We start from the raw sequence: 15,737 nt of genomic DNA, 5'->3' as shown, positions 1-15,737 counted from the left end.
CCGCGCGCTGCGGCCCGTCCAGGTGCGTGGTCTCAGGTTTCGAGCAGGTCCGCCATCTTCAGCGGAAGCCGCGTCAGCCGCTTGCCGGTGGCGTGGTGGATCGCGTTGGCGATGGCCGCGGCGGTCCCGACGATGCCGATCTCGCCGATGCCCTTCACGCCCAGCGGGTTCACGTAATCGTCCTGCTCCTCGAGCATCTCAACCCGGATCTCGCGGATATCGGCGTTCACGGGGACGAGGTATTCCGCGATATTGGCGTTGAGGAACCGCGCACGCGGCTTGTCGGTCTCCGTCACCTCGTGCAGCGCCGAGCCGATGCCCCAGATCATGCCGCCCATGAGCTGGCTATGCGCGGTCTTGCGATTGAGCCAAGTGCCCGCGGCGAAGGCGCCGTGCAGGCGGGGCACGCGGATCTCGTGGGTGAAGCGGTGGATGCGCACCTCGACCATCTCGGCGCCGAAGGCGAACATGGCGAACTCCGGCGTGACCGGCCCGGCCGTGCCGTAGCCGCCCGCGAAGGTCGCGCGGATCAGCTTGTCAGTCAGGGCCGGATGGCGGAATTCGCCGACCATCTCGACCTCGCCCTCGGGCGTGGCGGCGAGCGCCTCCTGCAGGCTCTGGCTTTCGCCGTTCGGGCCGCGCAACACCCCGTCATCGAGCGTGATCGACGCCGGGTCGAGCCCGGCGAGCGGACCCTCGGACTGCGCGGCGACCGTGGCGGCGACCTGCCGCCCGATCCGAAGGCAGGCATCATGCACCGCCGAGCCGGCCGAGGCCGCGGTGGTCGAGCCGCCCGAGATCGGCGCGACCGGAAGGTCCGCCTCGCCCATCACGACATCCACCGCCTTGACCGGCAGGCCCAGCCGCGCGGCGGCGATCTGCGCCATGATCGTGTAGGTGCCCGTACCCACGTCATGGGCGGCGAGTTCGACATAGGCGTTGCCCGAGGCCTGCATCCGCACCCGCGCGTTCGAGGCGAGGATATTGGTCGGGTAGGTCGCGGTGGCACAGCCGTAGCCCACGAGCCAGTCGCCATCGGTCATCGACCCGATCTCGGTGTTGCGATCGGCCCAGCCGAAACTTTCCGAGACGGCGTCGTAGCTTTCCATCAGCGAGCGCGACGAGAAGGGGACGCCCTCGACCGGGTGGGTCTTGGTGTCGTTGACGCGGCGCATCTCGACCGGGTCGATCCCGAGGTCATGCGCCAGCACGTCCATCGCCGATTCCAGCCCGAAGAAGGTCTGCATCTCGTTGGGCGCGCGCATGAAGCCGCCGGTATTGGTGTCGGAGGGCGACAGGCGCTGCTCGGTGTGGATGTTGGGACAGGCATACATCGCCCGGGTGATATGCGTGCCCGGATTGACGACATTGTCGAAGCGCGAGGTTTGCGAGATCTCGATATGCTCGAAAGCCGTGAGACGGCCCTCCGCATCGGCGCCCAGGCGGAATTTCTGGACCGCCTCCGGGCGGAAGGTCGCGACGGTGTACATCTGCGGCCGCGTGACCAGCAGGCGGACCGGTGCGCCGACGGCCTTCGCTGCGGCGATGGTCAGCATGGCATAGGGCGTGATGCCCGCCTTCGAGCCAAAGGCGCCGCCCACGAAGGGCGAGATCACGCGCACGCTGGTCTCGGGCAGGCCGTAAGCCTTGGCGATCCCGCCGCGCAGGGTGCGAACCGATTGCGAGGGCATCCAGACGGTCAGCCGGTCGCCGCGCCATTCCGCGGTGGCCGAGAACATCTCCATCGGGTTGTGGTGCTGGAAGGGCGTGACGAATTCCATCGCGACGGTCTTCGCCGCGGCGTCGAGCCCGGCCTGCAAATCGCCCTTCGTGGTTACCATGCCGGGGCTGTCATCGGTGGCCCCGATCACGAAGCTTTCCTCGGGATCCATGTGGATGATCGCGGGCTCCTCGGCGTATTCAACCTCGATCAGATCGGACGCGCGCCTTGCGGCGGCGGCCGTCTCGGCCACGACATAGGCGAGCGGCTGGCCGGAATAGCGGATCTCCGTCCCCTCCATCGGCCAGAACGAGGCCGAGCCCGGCCCGCCCGAATAGAAGCCCTTCACGCTCTGATAGTCGGGCAGGGTCTCGTGCGTGTAGATCGCGACGACGCCCGGCTCGGCCGCGGCGCGCCTGGTGTCGAGCGACACGACCCGTCCCACGGCGATGGCCGAGCAATGCAACGCGCCGTGCAGCATGCCCGCGGGCATGACGTCGGCGGCATAGGTGGCCGCGCCGGTGACCTTGCGGCGGGCGTCGGTGCGGGTGACCGCGGTGTTGATCGTCTGGGCCATCATTCGCCTCCCATGCGGGATTTCGCTTGCAGCAACGCGCCGGCGACGACGTCGGCGCCCAGTGCGATCTTGTAGGCCGAGCCTTCCAGCGGCTGGGCATCGGCAAAGGCGATCCGCCCGGCCTCGCGCGCGGTGGCCTCGGTCAGCGGGCTGCCGCGCAGGCTGTCCTCGGCCGCGGTCGCGCGCCAGGGCACGGCGGCGACACCGCCCAGGCCGATCCGCACGTCGCGCACGGTGTCGCCGTCCATCTCCAGCCCCACGGCGGCGGAGGCGGCGGCGAAAGCGTAGCTCTCGCGGTCGCGGGCCTTCAGGTAGTGGCTCGCGCGCATCGCGGGCACGACGGGCAGTTCGATCGCGGTGACGATCTCGCCGGGCTCCAGCACCGTCTCGATCTCGGGCGTGTCGCCCGGCAGGACGTGCAGCTCGGCGAAGGGGATGGTGCGCGTGCCGCCCGGCCCGCGCGTCGCGACCGTGGCGTCGAAGGCCACCAGGGTGGCGGCGAGGTCACCCGGATACATCGCCACGCAGGCCTCGGAGCCGCCGAAGATCGCGTGCAGCGTGGTTTCTCCGCCGTCCAGCGCGGCGCAGCCCGAGCCCGGGTTGCGCTTGTTGCACTGGCTGTAGGCGGTGTCGCGGAAATAGGGGCAGCGGGTGCGCTGCAGGATGTTGCCGCCCAGCGTGGCCGCGTTGCGCAGCTGCGGGCTGGCAGCTTTCCAGAGCGACTCGCTCAGCGCCGGGAAGGCCGCGATAACGTCGGGGTCGTCGGCCACGGTGGACATGCGGGCCAGCGCGCCGAGGCGGATGCGGTCGGCGCCGATCTCGTGTCCCTCCAGCTCGGAGAGCCCGGAGATGTCGACGAGGGCATCGGGATTGCGGACGCCGATCTTCATCAGATCGACCATCGTCGTGCCGCCGGCGATGATGTCGGCGCCCTCGGCGCTGGCGGCCTCGGCCGCCGCGCTCAGGCTGCCCGCGCGGGTATATGCGAAATTCTTCATGCGCTCAGCCTTGCTGTTGGTCGCGGACCTGCTCGACGGCAGCCACGATGTTGGGATAGGCACCGCACCGGCAAAGATTGCCGGACATGTACTCTCGGATCTCGTCGGCGTCGCGGGCGTGGCCCTCCTCGATGCAGGCGATGGCCGAGAGGATCTGCCCCGGCGTGCAATAGCCGCATTGGAAGGCGTCGTTCTCGGCGAAGGCGGCCTGCATCGGGTGCAGCGCCCCTTCAGGATCGGCCAGCCCCTCGACCGTCACGATCTCGGCGCCCTGGGCCATGACGGCAAGCGTCAGGCAGGAATTGATCCGCGCGCCGTCCATCAGGACGGTGCAGGCGCCGCACTGGCCCTGGTTGCAGCCGATCTTGGTGCCGACCAGCCCCAGCCCGTCGCGCAGCGCCTCGACCAGGGTCGTGCGGGGCGCGACCGCGACGTGGCGCGGGGTGCCATTGACGATCAGTTCGATCGTCCGGGTCTCGGCGCTGACATCCGCGCCCTCCTGCGCCTGCGCCGCGCCGACGGCGACGCCGAGCGAGCCGGCGACGACCGAGGAGCCCTGCAAGAACCCGCGTCGCGAGACGCCGGGCCGGGTGAGGATGGGGGGCGTGTCGGACATGGCGCTACCTCGCAACGGGCTGATCTTGATGGCTCGAAGGGTAGGCCCGGGTCGGGTCCGATCCAGAACTATCTGCGGCGAGACGTCGCGTTCCGACGGCACGGCAACCGGGAGGCGAACGCCCTTCCGGACACTCGCGCGAAGTCGCGCGAGGGGCTGCCCGACCCGCGATCCCGGCGGCCGGCGGGCGACGCGATCAGTCCGGGCGCGGCGCGTCGTCCCAGTCGGGATCGCGGAAGGCTTCGACCAAGAAATCCACGAAGACGCGGATGCGCGGCACCAGGTGACGTTCCGGCAGGAAGACCGCGGCGATCGCACCGTCATCGGCGACCGTCTCCCGGGCCAGCAACTGGACGAGCCGCCCCTCGGCGATGGCGGGCCGGGCGAGGTGCTCGGCCATCCGCATCACGCCGAAGCCGGCCAGGCACATCTCCACCAGCGACATGCCCTGGTTGCTGCGGAACCGGCTCTCGGCGCGCAGGATGACCGGCGCGCCGGCGACGGTGAAGGGCCAGCGGTTGAGATGGTCGCGGCTGCCGTCCCAGGCCAGGCAGGGCAGCGCCCCGAGCGCGTCGGGCGTGTCCGGCTTGCCATGCGCGGCGAGCAGCGCCGGGGCGGCGACGACGATCCGGCGCAGGTCGCAGAGCCGCCGCTGCATCAGGCCGGAATCGGGCAGCCGCCCCATGCGGATGGCGACGTCGATCCGGTCCTCGATCAGGTTCTCGGTATCGTCGGTCAGCCGCAGGTCCAGCGCGATGCTGGGATACCGCGCCAGGAAGGCGGGCATCAGCGGGGTGATGCGGTCGAGACCGAAGGCGATCGGCGCCGAGATCCGCAGGGGGCCGGAGATCTGCTCGTCGCTCTGCTGCAGCTCGGCCTCCGCCGCCTCGACCGCAGCGACGGCCCGCCGGGCCGCGTTCAGGAAGGTCTCGCCCTCGGGCGTCAGGCGGTGCCCGCGCGTCGTGCGGTGGAGCAGCTTGCAGCCCAACCGGGCCTCAAGCCGTTGGAGCGTCTGGCTGACGAAGGGCTGGCTGACCCCGAGCCCCTGCGCCGCCGCGGTGAAGGCCCCCGCCTCGACGACCGCGGCGAAAACCCGCATTTCAAGCAGCCGATCGTCCTTCATCGCCGCGCGCCCCTCTTCATCCCTCCTGACAATAACAGCTATTGCGCCCATTGCATTGCCCCATGAGCCCGGTCCCCGCATTCTTCGGCCACCCGGCGGGGCGCGAGACCCGCTCGCCCTGCCATCCTGTCGAAAGGGAACCCCATGCTCGATCTCGGAAACCGCGTCTCGATCTACCAGCCCGAACAGGACGACCTGATCTTTCCCGAACTGCCGGAATTCGCGTCCTTCGAGGAGGAGCGCCGTCACCGCAAGGAACGACTCGTGGCCGCCTGCCGCGCCTTTGCGCAGCAGGGCTTCGATTACGGCTTCGCCGGTCACCTGACCGTGCGCGACCCGGAGCGGCCGGAGCTCTACTGGACGAACCCGATGTGCGTGCATTTCGACAAGGTGAAGGTGTCGAACCTGATCCTCGTCGATCACGCGGGGAAAGTGGTCGAGGGCGACTATGCCGTGAACCGCGCGGGTTTCGTGCTGCACGCCAATGTCCACGAGGCGCATCCCGATATCATCGCCATGTGCCACGCCCACACGACCTACGGCACGGCCTGGTGCGCCACGGGGCGGCCGATCGACCCGATCACGCAGGACGCCTGCGCCTTCTTCGAGGATCACGTCGTGATCGGCGAGCAGGGCGGTCAGGTCGCCGTCGAGAACCATGCCGGCTCGGACGTGGCGAAGGCCTTCAAGGGGGTGAAGGCGGCGCTGCACCAGAACCACGGCCTGCTGACGGCGAGCCGCCACTCGATCGAGTCGGCCGCCTTCTGGTTCATCGCGCTGGAGCGGTGCTGCCAGCAGCAGCTCGCCATCGCCGCCTCGGGGATCGAGCCGATCCGAATCCCCGCCGATCGGGCGCGCTACAGCCGCGAGCATGTCGGGAGCGACTATATCGGCTGGCTGCATTTCCAGACGATCTGGAACCAGCTCGTCGAGGATCAGCCGGACATGTTCGACTGACGCGCCGTCGCCGGGGCTCCGCGCAGGGGAGGGCGCGGGGCCCGGATGGGACCGGCGATCACGTTTGGTCCGCGGGCAGGAGCGCGCCTGCGCGCATCATCGCGAGGCCCGTGGCCAGCGGGATTGACGGGGCGAAGCCCAGCCGGTCGCGCGCGGCCCGGGTGTCGAGATCGAAGAGCGTGAAGGGCGGCGCGCCCGCTTTGGGTGGCGCGTCTTCCGCGGTCACCCCGACGAGATCGGCGATGGCTTGCGCGAGATCGACGAGCCGGGTCGGCGCGTCGCCCGCGATGTTGAATAGGCCGGTCGCCCCGCGCTCCGCCGCCATGATCGCGGCCCGCGCGAGATCGTGGATGTGGAGAAAGTTGATGCGGCTCGCGCCGCCGGTCACGGTCACGGGCCCGCCGCTTTCCGCCTCCGCGAGTAGCCGCGCGACGAGCTGTTCGGCGTTCAGCCCCGCGCCATAGACCGACGAAGGCCGCAGCACGGTCAGCTTCAGCCCCATCGACCGGCAATCGGCGAGCGCCATCTCGGCCAGCCGCTTGCTCTGCGCGTAGACGCCGCCGAGCGGCCCCGGCCCCATCGGGGCGTCCTCGGTGATGGCGTCGGCATAGGGGTCTGCGTAGACCGATCCGCTGGACAGGTGGATCATGTGGATGCCGCGCTGCCGGGCCCAGTCCGCGAGATTGAGCGTGGCCCGTACGTTGGTGTCGAACAGCTCGCGCGCGGAGGGCTCCGACGGAAGGCGCGCGGCGGCGTGGACGAGGGTGTCGGCACCGGCTGTCAGCGCGTCCAGCCGCTCCGGCGCCGCCCAGTCGCGAAGATCCCAATCCGCGCGCGTCAGCGGGCGATGGGCGATCCCTTTCGCCTCCAGAAGCGCGCAGAGATGGCGGCCGAAGAGACCGTTGGCGCCGGTGACGGCGAGCTTCAAGTTCGGCGCCCGAACAGGTTGAATTGCGGTGCCGGGTCCGGCGTCAGCGTCCCGGCGCGTTCCAGCTCAGACAGGGCTTCGAGGGGCAGGACCGCCTCGCTCCAGAACCGCAGGATGGCCCGGTCCCAGGCGATGCGGGGCTCGTAAGCCAGGCCGAGATCGCGCTTGAGGTAGAATTCGACCGGGTTGAAGCCGAGCTGCGCGCAGAGCGGCGTCGTCCCCGAGAACCGGGCGTTAATCTCGAAGAGCTTCGGCACCCCATCCCGGTCGAGCCGCAGCTGGAAATTGCACGAGCCGTCGATCCCCAGCCGCGCGGCCACGTCGGCGACATAGGCGTCGATCTGCGGATGGCGTTCGGGATAGGCGCGATAGGTGTCGCCCGACCGCAGGTCGCGGCGCAGGGCCAGCACCGGCGACAACGTCCCGCCATGGCCGACGATGGTGCAGGTATATTCGGTGCTGTCGTCGCCCACGAGCTCCTGCACGATGATGCCGTCGGGCGGCCCCGGGTAGCGCAACAGGTCGTCATGGCTCTCGGCGCGTTCCACCCCGATGGAGCGGAAGCCGATTGCGGGTTTGACGATGACCGGAAAGCGCAGGTCCGGCGTCGCGCGCGCCTGCGCCAGGGTCATCGTGGCGGGATGCGGCAAACCTTCGCTGGCGAGAAAGGCCGCCGTCTCGGCTTTGTCGTCAGCGATCCGCACGACCGAGGCCGGGTTGACGACGACCGTGACGCCGAAGCGGTCCTTGATCTCCGCCTTCCGCGCGGCGCAAAGCGACAGCTCGACATCCGTTCCGGGCAGGTAATAGTCGACATCCTCGGCCGCGAAGATCCGCGCGAGGGAGTCGAGATAGCCGGGCGCGTCGGACCTCTCGACGAGATGGGCCGCGTCGCAGGCATAGAGGCCGGCGGCCTTCGCGCTCATGTCGGCGCCGATGATGCGTAGCGGCAGGTCCGGGATGAGCCGGAGCGACTTGATGACTCCCTGGCCGACGCCGCCGCCCGCCCCCGTGACCAATACCGTTACCATCTCAGCCCTCCAGGTAGGACAGAAGCCTGTCCTTGGTCTGCGCGGTCAGCGCCGCGGCCGCAATGGCCCGTCTTTGCGCGGTTAGGTCAATCTCGATAGGGCGGATGTCGGCGCGGATGCGCGGCCCGTCCAGATCGAGGATCAGATAGGACAGCCCGGTCCCGCGCGGCTGGCCGACCGCGCCGGGGTTGATGATCACGGTCTCCTCCGCGGCGATCTCCTGCCAGCTGCGCTGCGGCAGGGGCATGACGCCCCCAGGCGACACCTTCGCAGCGAAGGCGCGGTGAGAATGCCCGAAGACGCCCAGCCGGTGCCCGCCCGCCCGCAAGGTCTGCGCCGCTTTCCGGCAGGCCTCGTCATTCGCGACGTAGCTCCAATCGCCGTATTCGTAGGGGTTCGCATGGGAGAAAAGGACCGGACCGTCCACGTGACGATGCCGCCAGGGATACCGGCCTGCGAGCGCCGGCTGCGCCGCGATCCGGTCACGCGTCCAATGGACCGACTCCTCGACGAAGAGCGCCAGGCGGTAGGGCAGGGCCTCGGCGCCGGCCTGGAGCCGGAAGTAGAACTCGTCGTGATTGCCGCTAATGAAGGCCTGCGGATGCGCGCTGGCGGCGAAACCGTCCAGCAGGTCGAGCACCTCGAGGGGCTGGGCGCCGTAGGTCAGCAGGTCGCCCAGGATGACGGTCAGATCGGGCGCGGCGGCCTGCGCCGCGTCGAGCGCGACGCGGAGCGCGTCGGCATTGCCGTGGATATCCGAGAGTACGGCGATCCTGCGCGCGCTCGCGGGCATCGCGGCCTCAGACGGTGGCGGCATCGTGCCAGCCGTCGATCCGCCGCCCGCAAAGCGCTTCGAGATCCCGGATGTCGGCGGCGTAATAGGCGTCGAGGCGCCGCGCGAGCTCGGGCTTGAACGGCGGGTAGCTGACTTGCCGCGCGACGAGGCCGCGAAGTGCCTTGATCGGCCCGGTGGCCCGGATCGGGTCGAGGATCGGCCGCAGCGGCTTGAGCGCGGCCCGGATCGGGCGGGGCACCATCGCGGCCGCGCGGTCCTTCACCTTGCCCTCGAACGGCGCGAAGCTCCCGTCCGGCTGGCCCAGGTGCCGCGCGAGGCGGTCGAGGCCGGGCTGGGGGTCGCGGCGGAATTCCTCGAAGATGAGGATCAGGAGCTGTTCGCGCGGGAAGAGCTCGAGGAAGCGCGCGAGCTGCCGCGCGTAGAGCCCGTCATCGATGAAACGCCGGAATTCGGCGCGGTCGGGGTCGAGATAGTCGTCGATCTCGGCCCCGACGGTCCCGCGCCGGTAGAGCATGCAGTAGTCGGAATAGGCCCGTGCCGTCGGATTGCGCAGGAGCGCGACGAGCCGGGCCTGCGGATAGGCGTCATGGATGCGCCGGGCGGCCTCCGGCTCCGACATGTAGGAGTTCGACTTCTCGCCGAAGAGCAGGCCCGAGCGCTTCTCCGGGAATTGCTCCGCGTACCAGTCGAAGCCGCGGTCGTAATATCGCGAGAAGAAATGCGGCTCCCCGTCGGCCATGAAGACGTTCGGAGATTGCTGGAGCGAGGCGTGAAGCCAGGTGGTCGAGCATTTCGCGGCGCCGATGATCAGGAAGTCTATGTCGGGGCGATCCAAGTGGAACTCCAGTAGGGGGCGTCACATTCGAGCCGGTGCGGGGGCCTTCCGGCGCGGCTCAGGCCAGGGCGGGGCGCAGGTCTCCGCGGCGCCGGTGGGCGGGAACGAGGTCTTCGTAGAGCGCACTGATCAGCCGGACATGGCGGGCCGTCCCGTAGCGCTCCTCCAGCCCGGATCGGGCGGCGGCCACGATGCGGGCGCGCAGGTCCGGGTCGCGTTCGAGCTGGATCACGGCGCCGGCCATGGCCTCCGGGTCGCCGAGCGGAACGAGCCGGCCGGTGACGCCATCCTCGATCGCCTCGATATTGCCGCCGTGGCGGGTCGCGATGACCGGCGTGCCAAGATGCATCGTCTCGATCAGGGTGCGCCCGAAGGGTTCGTTCTCGGCCGGCACCAGCATCGTGTCCATGGCCGCCATCGGGCCCGCGATCGGATTGCGAAAGCCCATCAGGTGGATCTGGTCGCCGATCCCGAGATCCTCGGCAAGCGCCTTGGCGTCGTGGTCCAGCGGCTTGTTCGGGAGGATCGCCAGGCCGAACAGCAGCCCCCGGACATCGCGGTCGGGCAGCGCCTTCGCGGTCGCCGCCACGGCGCGCACGAAGTCGAGCGGGCGTTTTCGCGGCACGAGCGCGCCGAAATAGCCGAGCAGCAGCGGGGCCTCGCCCGCACCGATCTCGTCGAGTAGCTCCGCCCGCGCCGCGTCCCTGTCCGGGCTCGGCGGGAATTCGAACGGGCTGTGGATCACATGCGTGCGCTTCGCGACCGGCAGCAGCGGTCGTGCGGGGCGCGCGAATTGCGAAACGGTGGCGATCCGGTCGGCCAGGAACGGCCCGAGCGTGTTCACCCCCGCGGCTTCGTGGGTCTTCGCGATGGTGCCAGAGAAGCCGGCAGCCCGCGATGCGTGCGGCGATGCCCCAGTTCACATGCATCCGCCCGTCATTCGTGTGGACGATATCGATGGCCTTCTCCTTCAGGATCCGCCGCATTCGCGGCAGGGTCCGGGTCAGGAAGATCAGCGGCGACGCCGTGTTCGCGATCCGGCGCGCGGTGGGCGCCATGATGGGCAGATCCTTGATGGTCTCGTAGCGCAGGCCCAGCTCCGCGATGTGCCGGGCGATGGCACCCGGCCCGGTACCGTCGAGGTCGTGCAGGACGATGATCGGTGTGAAACGATCCGCGTCGAGCGACGCGACGAGCTTGAGCGCGGAGATGTGGCTGCCGCCCATCGAGGGGCCGTCGATGAAGGGGAACAGGATGCGGATCGGCCGCGTCGCGCCGGGCCGGATGGCGGCGGCCGCCTCCGATGTCGCCTCTCTGACGGCTTGTTGCATCTACTGGCTCACCGTCCCGGCGAAGGGCTCGATCTCGACTTCCAGCGTGTCGCCCGGTTCCAGCCGCGTCAGTAGGTCGGCAGGGAACCGATCGGTCTCGTCGCCGTCGGTCCGGGTCACGACGTAGCTGAGCACCGCGTCCCCGACCTCGGTTCCGATATGCCCGCTCCGGGCGACGGCCTCAGAATAGAGCTTGCGGGCCGTCTCGAGCTGGGCGCGATCGGTCGCGAGCTCCAGCCTGACCTCCTTGAGCTGCGACAGGCGCCCGAGCCGGGCTTCGTCGTAGAGGGTGATCTCGTCGCGATTGGCGAGGTTGAGCTGCTGTTCCGCTTCGAGCCGTGCGACGTCGAGTTGGATGATCTGCGCCTCGAGATTCGCGACATTCGACAGCGCGGCGGTCTCGCTGGAGCGGACGGCGAGACCGCGTTCCTTGAGATCCTCCATCGCGGCGACGTCTTCGCGGGCAGTCTCGAGCTGGCGCATGCGAAGCGCGATCTGCTCTTCCAGCCGCGAAAGCCGTTCGCGCACGACCGATTGCAATTCGAGGATGTTGGCCTGCCGCGTGTCGATCGAGCGTTGCCGCGCGTCGAACAGCTCGCTCTCGATGCCCCAGCTGAGCTTCTCGATCCGGGCGTCGTTGCCGCCGACGGTCTGGACGTCCAGCGCGGCGATCTCGGCCGTGAGGCGGGCCTCTTCCGCCTCATGCGTCTCGATCCGCGCGGTCAGAACGTTGATCTGGCCTTCGTAGCGCATCCGGTCTCGCTCGGCGCTGTCGCCGGTCGCCGGATCATCCGCCGCGCCCAGCCCGCCGGCGAGCGCCAGCGCCTGCTGGACGGTCAGGCCGTGGCGGAAGCTGTATTCGCCCGGCGCCGAGACGGCCCCGGCGACGTAGATCGGGACATGCGACACGATCTCGACGGCGACTTCGGGCACGGCGCTCAGACCGATGCGCCGCTGGATTTGGTTCGACAGCGCGACCGCCAGCGAGGCGGCATCCTGGCCCGCGGCCTCGACGGTGCCGGCCAACGGAACCTGGATCGTGCCGTCGCGCGCGATCAGGTACTCGCCGCTGACGCCGTCCCAATTCTTGAATTCGGAGGATGTGTAGTCCCACCAGCCGGCCCGGATCGCGATCCGGTCGCCGGCATCGAAGGCATAGCCGTCCGCCATCGCCGTTGTCGCAAGAAGCAGTTTGAACGCGAGACCGACAAGGACCGCCTGAAATCGTACCATTTAAACACCCCGCAACCGGGAACCCGGGCCTTGCGGACCCATCCCGGAAATCATTCGGCCGGGATGGCCCCATTACGGCTTTGAACTTGAAAAACATATCCGCGCCTGACCTATCTGTCTACGCCATGGAGGCCGCGTATGCGCAATCGGATTATCTATATCGCCGGCTACGGTCGCAGCGGATCGACGCTGCTGGACATGGCGCTGGGCCAGCATCCCGACATCTTCGGATCCGGCGAGATATCGGCGATGTGTCGGCATGTCTGGCGCGAGAACGAGCTTTGCGCCTGCGGGGCCCGAATTCGGGACTGCACGGTCTGGGGACCGATCATGGCGGCCTGGGGCAAGTCGTACGATCCCGAAGAGTACTTCGCACTGCAGCGCACCATCGAGCCGCTTCTCGCGCCCGCCCGGATCTTCGGAGGAGGGAAGCTGGCCGCCTACCAGGCGCAGACGCGCGCGATGTTCGACGCGATCCGGCAGGTCAGCGGGGCCCCGGTGATCCTCGACTCCTCGAAGGCGCCGGGCCGGGCCCTGGCGCTCGCGCGGGATCCGGAGGTCGATCTGCGCGTGATCCATCTCGTGCGTGATGCGCGCGCCGTGGCGCATGCCATGAACCGCGCGATTCCGCTGGATGTCGAGAAGGGCGTGCAGAAGAAGATCGTCCCGCGCTCGCCCCTGCGCACAGCGCTGCGTTGGCGGATGTACAACACCATGGTCGAACGCCTACGCCGGAGCGTCCCGCGCGACGCTTTCGTGCGCGTCCGTTACGAGGATTTCACCCGCGATACGGCCGGTGAGATGGCGCGCATCGCCCGCGCGGTCGATATTGACCTCGCCCCGATCGTCGCGGCGATCGCGGATGGCGCGAAGATCGCGCCGCATCACCAGATGGCCGGCAGCCGGATCCGCATGCGCGGTCCGGTCGAGCTGCGCTTCGATGATGGCTGGACCCGGAAGATGTCGGAAGCCGCCCAGCGGACTGTCGTCCTGGCCGCGCGGCGCCAGCTCACGGATTACGGCTATCTGAACTGATCGCCGCGCCGAAGACTGAGACTGAGCGCAAGTGCGAGCGGGACATGCCAGAACCGCGCATAGACATGCGCGAAGACATTGATCAGCAACGCGAAGAAGATGATCGTCGCCAATGTCAGCGCCGCGCGCGAGACCGCGGCCCGGTCTGCCAGCATCCGCGCGCCCAGATAGATCCCCGTCAGAAGCAGGCCGAACAGCCCCAGCAGCGACAGGATCCCACCTTCGGAGAGCACCAGGAGATAGGTGTTGTGGACCGGCGCGCCGAATTCGCTGAGCTCCTGATACTGGTCGGCACCGAGACCCAGAAAGGCCGTGCCGTCGGCGATGCCGAGCGCTTCCTTGAGAAGCAGGAACCGGTCCGAGAAGGTGCCGGCCTGTTCGATATCGCCGGACGCCAGGGCCTGGAAGACGCGGCGACGGAAGACCTCCGGCAGGAGATCCTCCCCGAAGCGCAGCAGCAACGCACCGCCGGCGGCGAGGACCGGCAGAGCCACGAGAAGGATCCGGACGCGTCCGCTGAACAGCAAGAAGAGCACCGCGCCGATGAACGCGGCCGCCGTCGCGCTGTTCGAGCCGGTCAGCAGGACGCCATAGAACAGGATACCCAGCAGCGCGAGGAACGCCCCGAGACGCAGCCGGCCTTCGACGTAGAGGAAGATGCTGAAGGTGATCGCGATGGCGGCGATGGCTCCGGCGGCGTTCTCCCGCTCGATCAGCGAGCGGAGCCGCCCGCTGGGCGACAGAAGCCGGGTGTCGGGATTGTCCGCGAGATGCACGAGATAGGCGCCATGCAGCATCACGACCGCGACCGAGACCACGAAGACCTTGATCAGGAATAGCGTCTGGTCCAGCCGGCGGCCGGCGACGACGATCGGGATCACGAGGAGCGAGTACAGGTACTGCACGAAGACGACGAGCCCCGCCATTGGGTCGCCATTGACCACAGCGCCGAGGACGAGCCCGCCGAGGAACAGCACGCATGAGATCAGCCATAGCGGCGTCGCGGGGCCGTAGAAGCGCAGGTCGATCCGGCGATTGACGAGCATCACGAGCAGCGTCGCAAGTCCGCACAGGTCGGCCGCCGTGAAGTAGAGCCATTCGAGGCGGAAGTAGTTCATCGGCGCCAGCGCGACCGTCGCCGTGGCCAGCGCCATCTCCAGCCGGATGGAAGCCGGTTCGCGGTCGGTCGCGACGCCGTAATCCCCGAAGCTAGTGACCGTCACCCCGTCGTCTCCCGTCGATCCGCGTGCCGCATCAGAAGCCAGCCGCATCCGATGAACCAGATCAAGCTGAAAAGGACATGGCAGACCATCGCGCCCAGCGCCGAGCCGACCATGACGGCGGGCACGAAGGCAAGCGCGAAGGCCACCGCCCCGATGAAGGTGATCGTCAGCAATTGCCGGTCCAGCCCCATGCTCATCAGTGCCGGATTGAAGGCCAGCCCGGTGAGATTGAGGATAATGGCGACGCCTTGCACGAAGATCAGGGGCACGGCGGGGCTGAACTCGGCGCCGAAGGCGAGGTCGACCAGCGACGGGACCACGAAGGCCAGCGGCACGAAGAGCGCCATGCTGAGCGCGAAGGTCAGTCCCGTCGCGCGCCGGATCAACCTGCCGAAGCGGGCCTGGTCGCCCCGGCCCCAGAGCTTCGCGAGCTCGGGGAAGAGGACCTGCGTGAAGGTTCGTCCCAATCGGAGGAGCGCTTTGCCCGACCGCTTGGCGACCTGGTACAGACCGACCGTCGCGGGGCTGACCAGCGCGCCGAGCGCCAGCACGTCGAACCGCTGGGTCGCATTTCGGAGGATCTGGTTGAAATTCGAGTTCCACAACAGACGCGTGAAGCCCGGGTTTTCGCCGAAGGCGTGGCGTCCCGCCGCCCGCCAGAAGCCGCCATGGCCGCGCCGGACCAGTTCGCGCACGGCGAAGCCAAAGGCCACCAGGCCGTCGAGAAGGGAATGCACGAACAGCATGGCGATGAACGCCCAGATGCCGAGGTCGAGCGCCAGGGCCGTGGCGGCAATGGCCAGGCGCAGCAGCGCGACGGCCGCGTCGGACAGCGCCAGAACGCCGAACCTGTCGAAGAGGCGCAGCACCGCGATCCCGGTCGGGCGGAAGGACACGAACATCGCCAGCGCGACCAGCAGGATGTAGTCGTAGCCGTCCGGGCCCAGCCCGATCAGCGGCGCGACCCAGAAGCCCAGCGCGATCGCGATCGAGCCCGCGACGATCCCGCCGGCGAGATCGATCAGCATGGAGAGTTTCACCAGCCGGCCGAAGCGCGCGCCATCGCCCGCTTCCAACGCGTCGGCGCCGTGTTTGATCAGCGCCTGCGTCGGTTGAAGCCGCGTCAGCAGATCGACGGTTCGGATATAGGCTTCGACCAGTGCCAAGATGCCCACGCCCGCCGGGCCCAGCGCGCGCGCCGTGAGCGCGAGCGTGACCAGGCCGAGGACCGCGACGACGGTGGTGCTGGACACCAGGATCGCCACGTTTCGGAAGATGCGCGGCACCAGTTCATCGAAGTAGATGAATTTGTGGAGCGCGCGGATCACGGCCAT

14 protein-coding genes are annotated in these 15,737 nt (G+C 68.9%); 2 read left to right on the top strand and 12 right to left on the bottom strand.

Annotated elements, in window-relative coordinates:
* Positions 1 to 32 precede the first annotated feature (32 nt).
* From P8627_RS00240 to P8627_RS00225, 4 genes are all read right to left on the bottom strand, one after another.
* Entirely contained in the window at positions 33 to 2,297 is a 2,265-nt protein-coding gene (locus tag P8627_RS00240) for a xanthine dehydrogenase family protein molybdopterin-binding subunit (protein WP_279965477.1), read from the bottom strand.
* Positions 2,297 to 3,295: an FAD binding domain-containing protein gene (locus tag P8627_RS00235; protein ID WP_279965476.1), complete on the bottom strand. Its 999-nt coding sequence runs from the start codon at positions 3,293 to 3,295 to the stop codon at positions 2,297 to 2,299. The genes P8627_RS00240 and P8627_RS00235 overlap by 1 nt, the downstream gene beginning before the upstream one ends.
* Before the next feature lie 4 nt (positions 3,296 to 3,299).
* Positions 3,300 to 3,911: a (2Fe-2S)-binding protein gene (locus P8627_RS00230; protein WP_279965475.1), complete on the bottom strand. Its 612-nt coding sequence runs from the start codon at positions 3,909 to 3,911 to the stop codon at positions 3,300 to 3,302.
* 196 nt (positions 3,912 to 4,107) lie between these two features.
* Positions 4,108 to 5,034: a LysR family transcriptional regulator gene (locus P8627_RS00225; protein ID WP_279965474.1), complete on the bottom strand. Its 927-nt coding sequence runs from the start codon at positions 5,032 to 5,034 to the stop codon at positions 4,108 to 4,110.
* Between the two features lie 144 nt (positions 5,035 to 5,178).
* Here P8627_RS00225 and P8627_RS00220 point away from each other — a divergent pair, with 144 nt between their 5' ends.
* Positions 5,179 to 5,991: a class II aldolase/adducin family protein gene (locus tag P8627_RS00220; RefSeq protein WP_279965473.1), complete on the top strand. Its 813-nt coding sequence runs from the start codon at positions 5,179 to 5,181 to the stop codon at positions 5,989 to 5,991.
* Between the two features lie 58 nt (positions 5,992 to 6,049).
* On the opposite strand, the gene P8627_RS00215 is transcribed toward P8627_RS00220, so the two are convergent.
* From P8627_RS00215 to P8627_RS00190, 6 genes are all read right to left on the bottom strand, one after another.
* Positions 6,050 to 6,919, bottom strand: coding sequence for an NAD-dependent epimerase/dehydratase family protein (locus tag P8627_RS00215; protein WP_279965472.1), 870 nt, complete (start codon positions 6,917 to 6,919; stop codon positions 6,050 to 6,052).
* Positions 6,916 to 7,950, bottom strand: coding sequence for an ATP-grasp domain-containing protein (locus P8627_RS00210; protein ID WP_279965471.1), 1,035 nt, complete (start codon positions 7,948 to 7,950; stop codon positions 6,916 to 6,918). The genes P8627_RS00215 and P8627_RS00210 overlap by 4 nt, the downstream gene beginning before the upstream one ends.
* A 1-nt stretch (position 7,951) precedes the next feature.
* Positions 7,952 to 8,743 (bottom strand): metallophosphoesterase family protein, encoded by a 792-nt coding sequence (locus tag P8627_RS00205; RefSeq protein ID WP_279965470.1) that lies wholly within the window; start codon positions 8,741 to 8,743, stop codon positions 7,952 to 7,954.
* 7 nt (positions 8,744 to 8,750) lie between these two features.
* On the bottom strand, positions 8,751 to 9,581 hold the full coding sequence (locus tag P8627_RS00200; protein ID WP_279965469.1) for a sulfotransferase family protein: 831 nt from the start codon (positions 9,579 to 9,581) through the stop codon (positions 8,751 to 8,753).
* Positions 9,582 to 9,639: 58 nt separating this feature from the next.
* Entirely contained in the window at positions 9,640 to 10,425 is a 786-nt protein-coding gene (locus P8627_RS00195; RefSeq protein WP_279965468.1) for a glycosyltransferase family 4 protein, read from the bottom strand.
* A gap of 487 nt (positions 10,426 to 10,912) precedes the next feature.
* Complete coding sequence (locus P8627_RS00190) at positions 10,913 to 12,082, bottom strand: polysaccharide biosynthesis/export family protein (RefSeq protein ID WP_279965467.1); 1,170 nt, start codon at positions 12,080 to 12,082, stop codon at positions 10,913 to 10,915.
* A gap of 201 nt (positions 12,083 to 12,283) precedes the next feature.
* On the opposite strand from P8627_RS00190, the gene P8627_RS00185 reads away from it, so the two are divergent.
* A complete protein-coding gene (locus P8627_RS00185) occupies positions 12,284 to 13,180 on the top strand; it encodes a sulfotransferase family protein (RefSeq protein WP_279965466.1) in 897 nt (298 codons plus the stop codon).
* On the opposite strand, the gene P8627_RS00180 is transcribed toward P8627_RS00185, so the two are convergent.
* The gene (locus tag P8627_RS00180; RefSeq protein WP_279965465.1) at positions 13,168 to 14,403 is read right to left on the bottom strand and encodes an O-antigen ligase family protein; all 1,236 of its coding nucleotides are present in this window, start codon (positions 14,401 to 14,403) and stop codon (positions 13,168 to 13,170) included. The two genes, P8627_RS00185 and P8627_RS00180, sit on opposite strands and share 13 nt — an antisense overlap.
* Positions 14,400 to 15,737 (bottom strand): lipopolysaccharide biosynthesis protein, encoded by a 1,338-nt coding sequence (locus P8627_RS00175; protein ID WP_279965464.1) that lies wholly within the window; start codon positions 15,735 to 15,737, stop codon positions 14,400 to 14,402. The genes P8627_RS00180 and P8627_RS00175 overlap by 4 nt, the downstream gene beginning before the upstream one ends.

Source organism: Jannaschia sp. GRR-S6-38 (assembly GCF_029853695.1).
GTDB lineage: Bacteria > Pseudomonadota > Alphaproteobacteria > Rhodobacterales > Rhodobacteraceae > Jannaschia > Jannaschia ovalis.
Note: the sequence above shows the minus strand (reverse complement) of the source record. Positions and strands in the feature narration are given on the sequence as shown.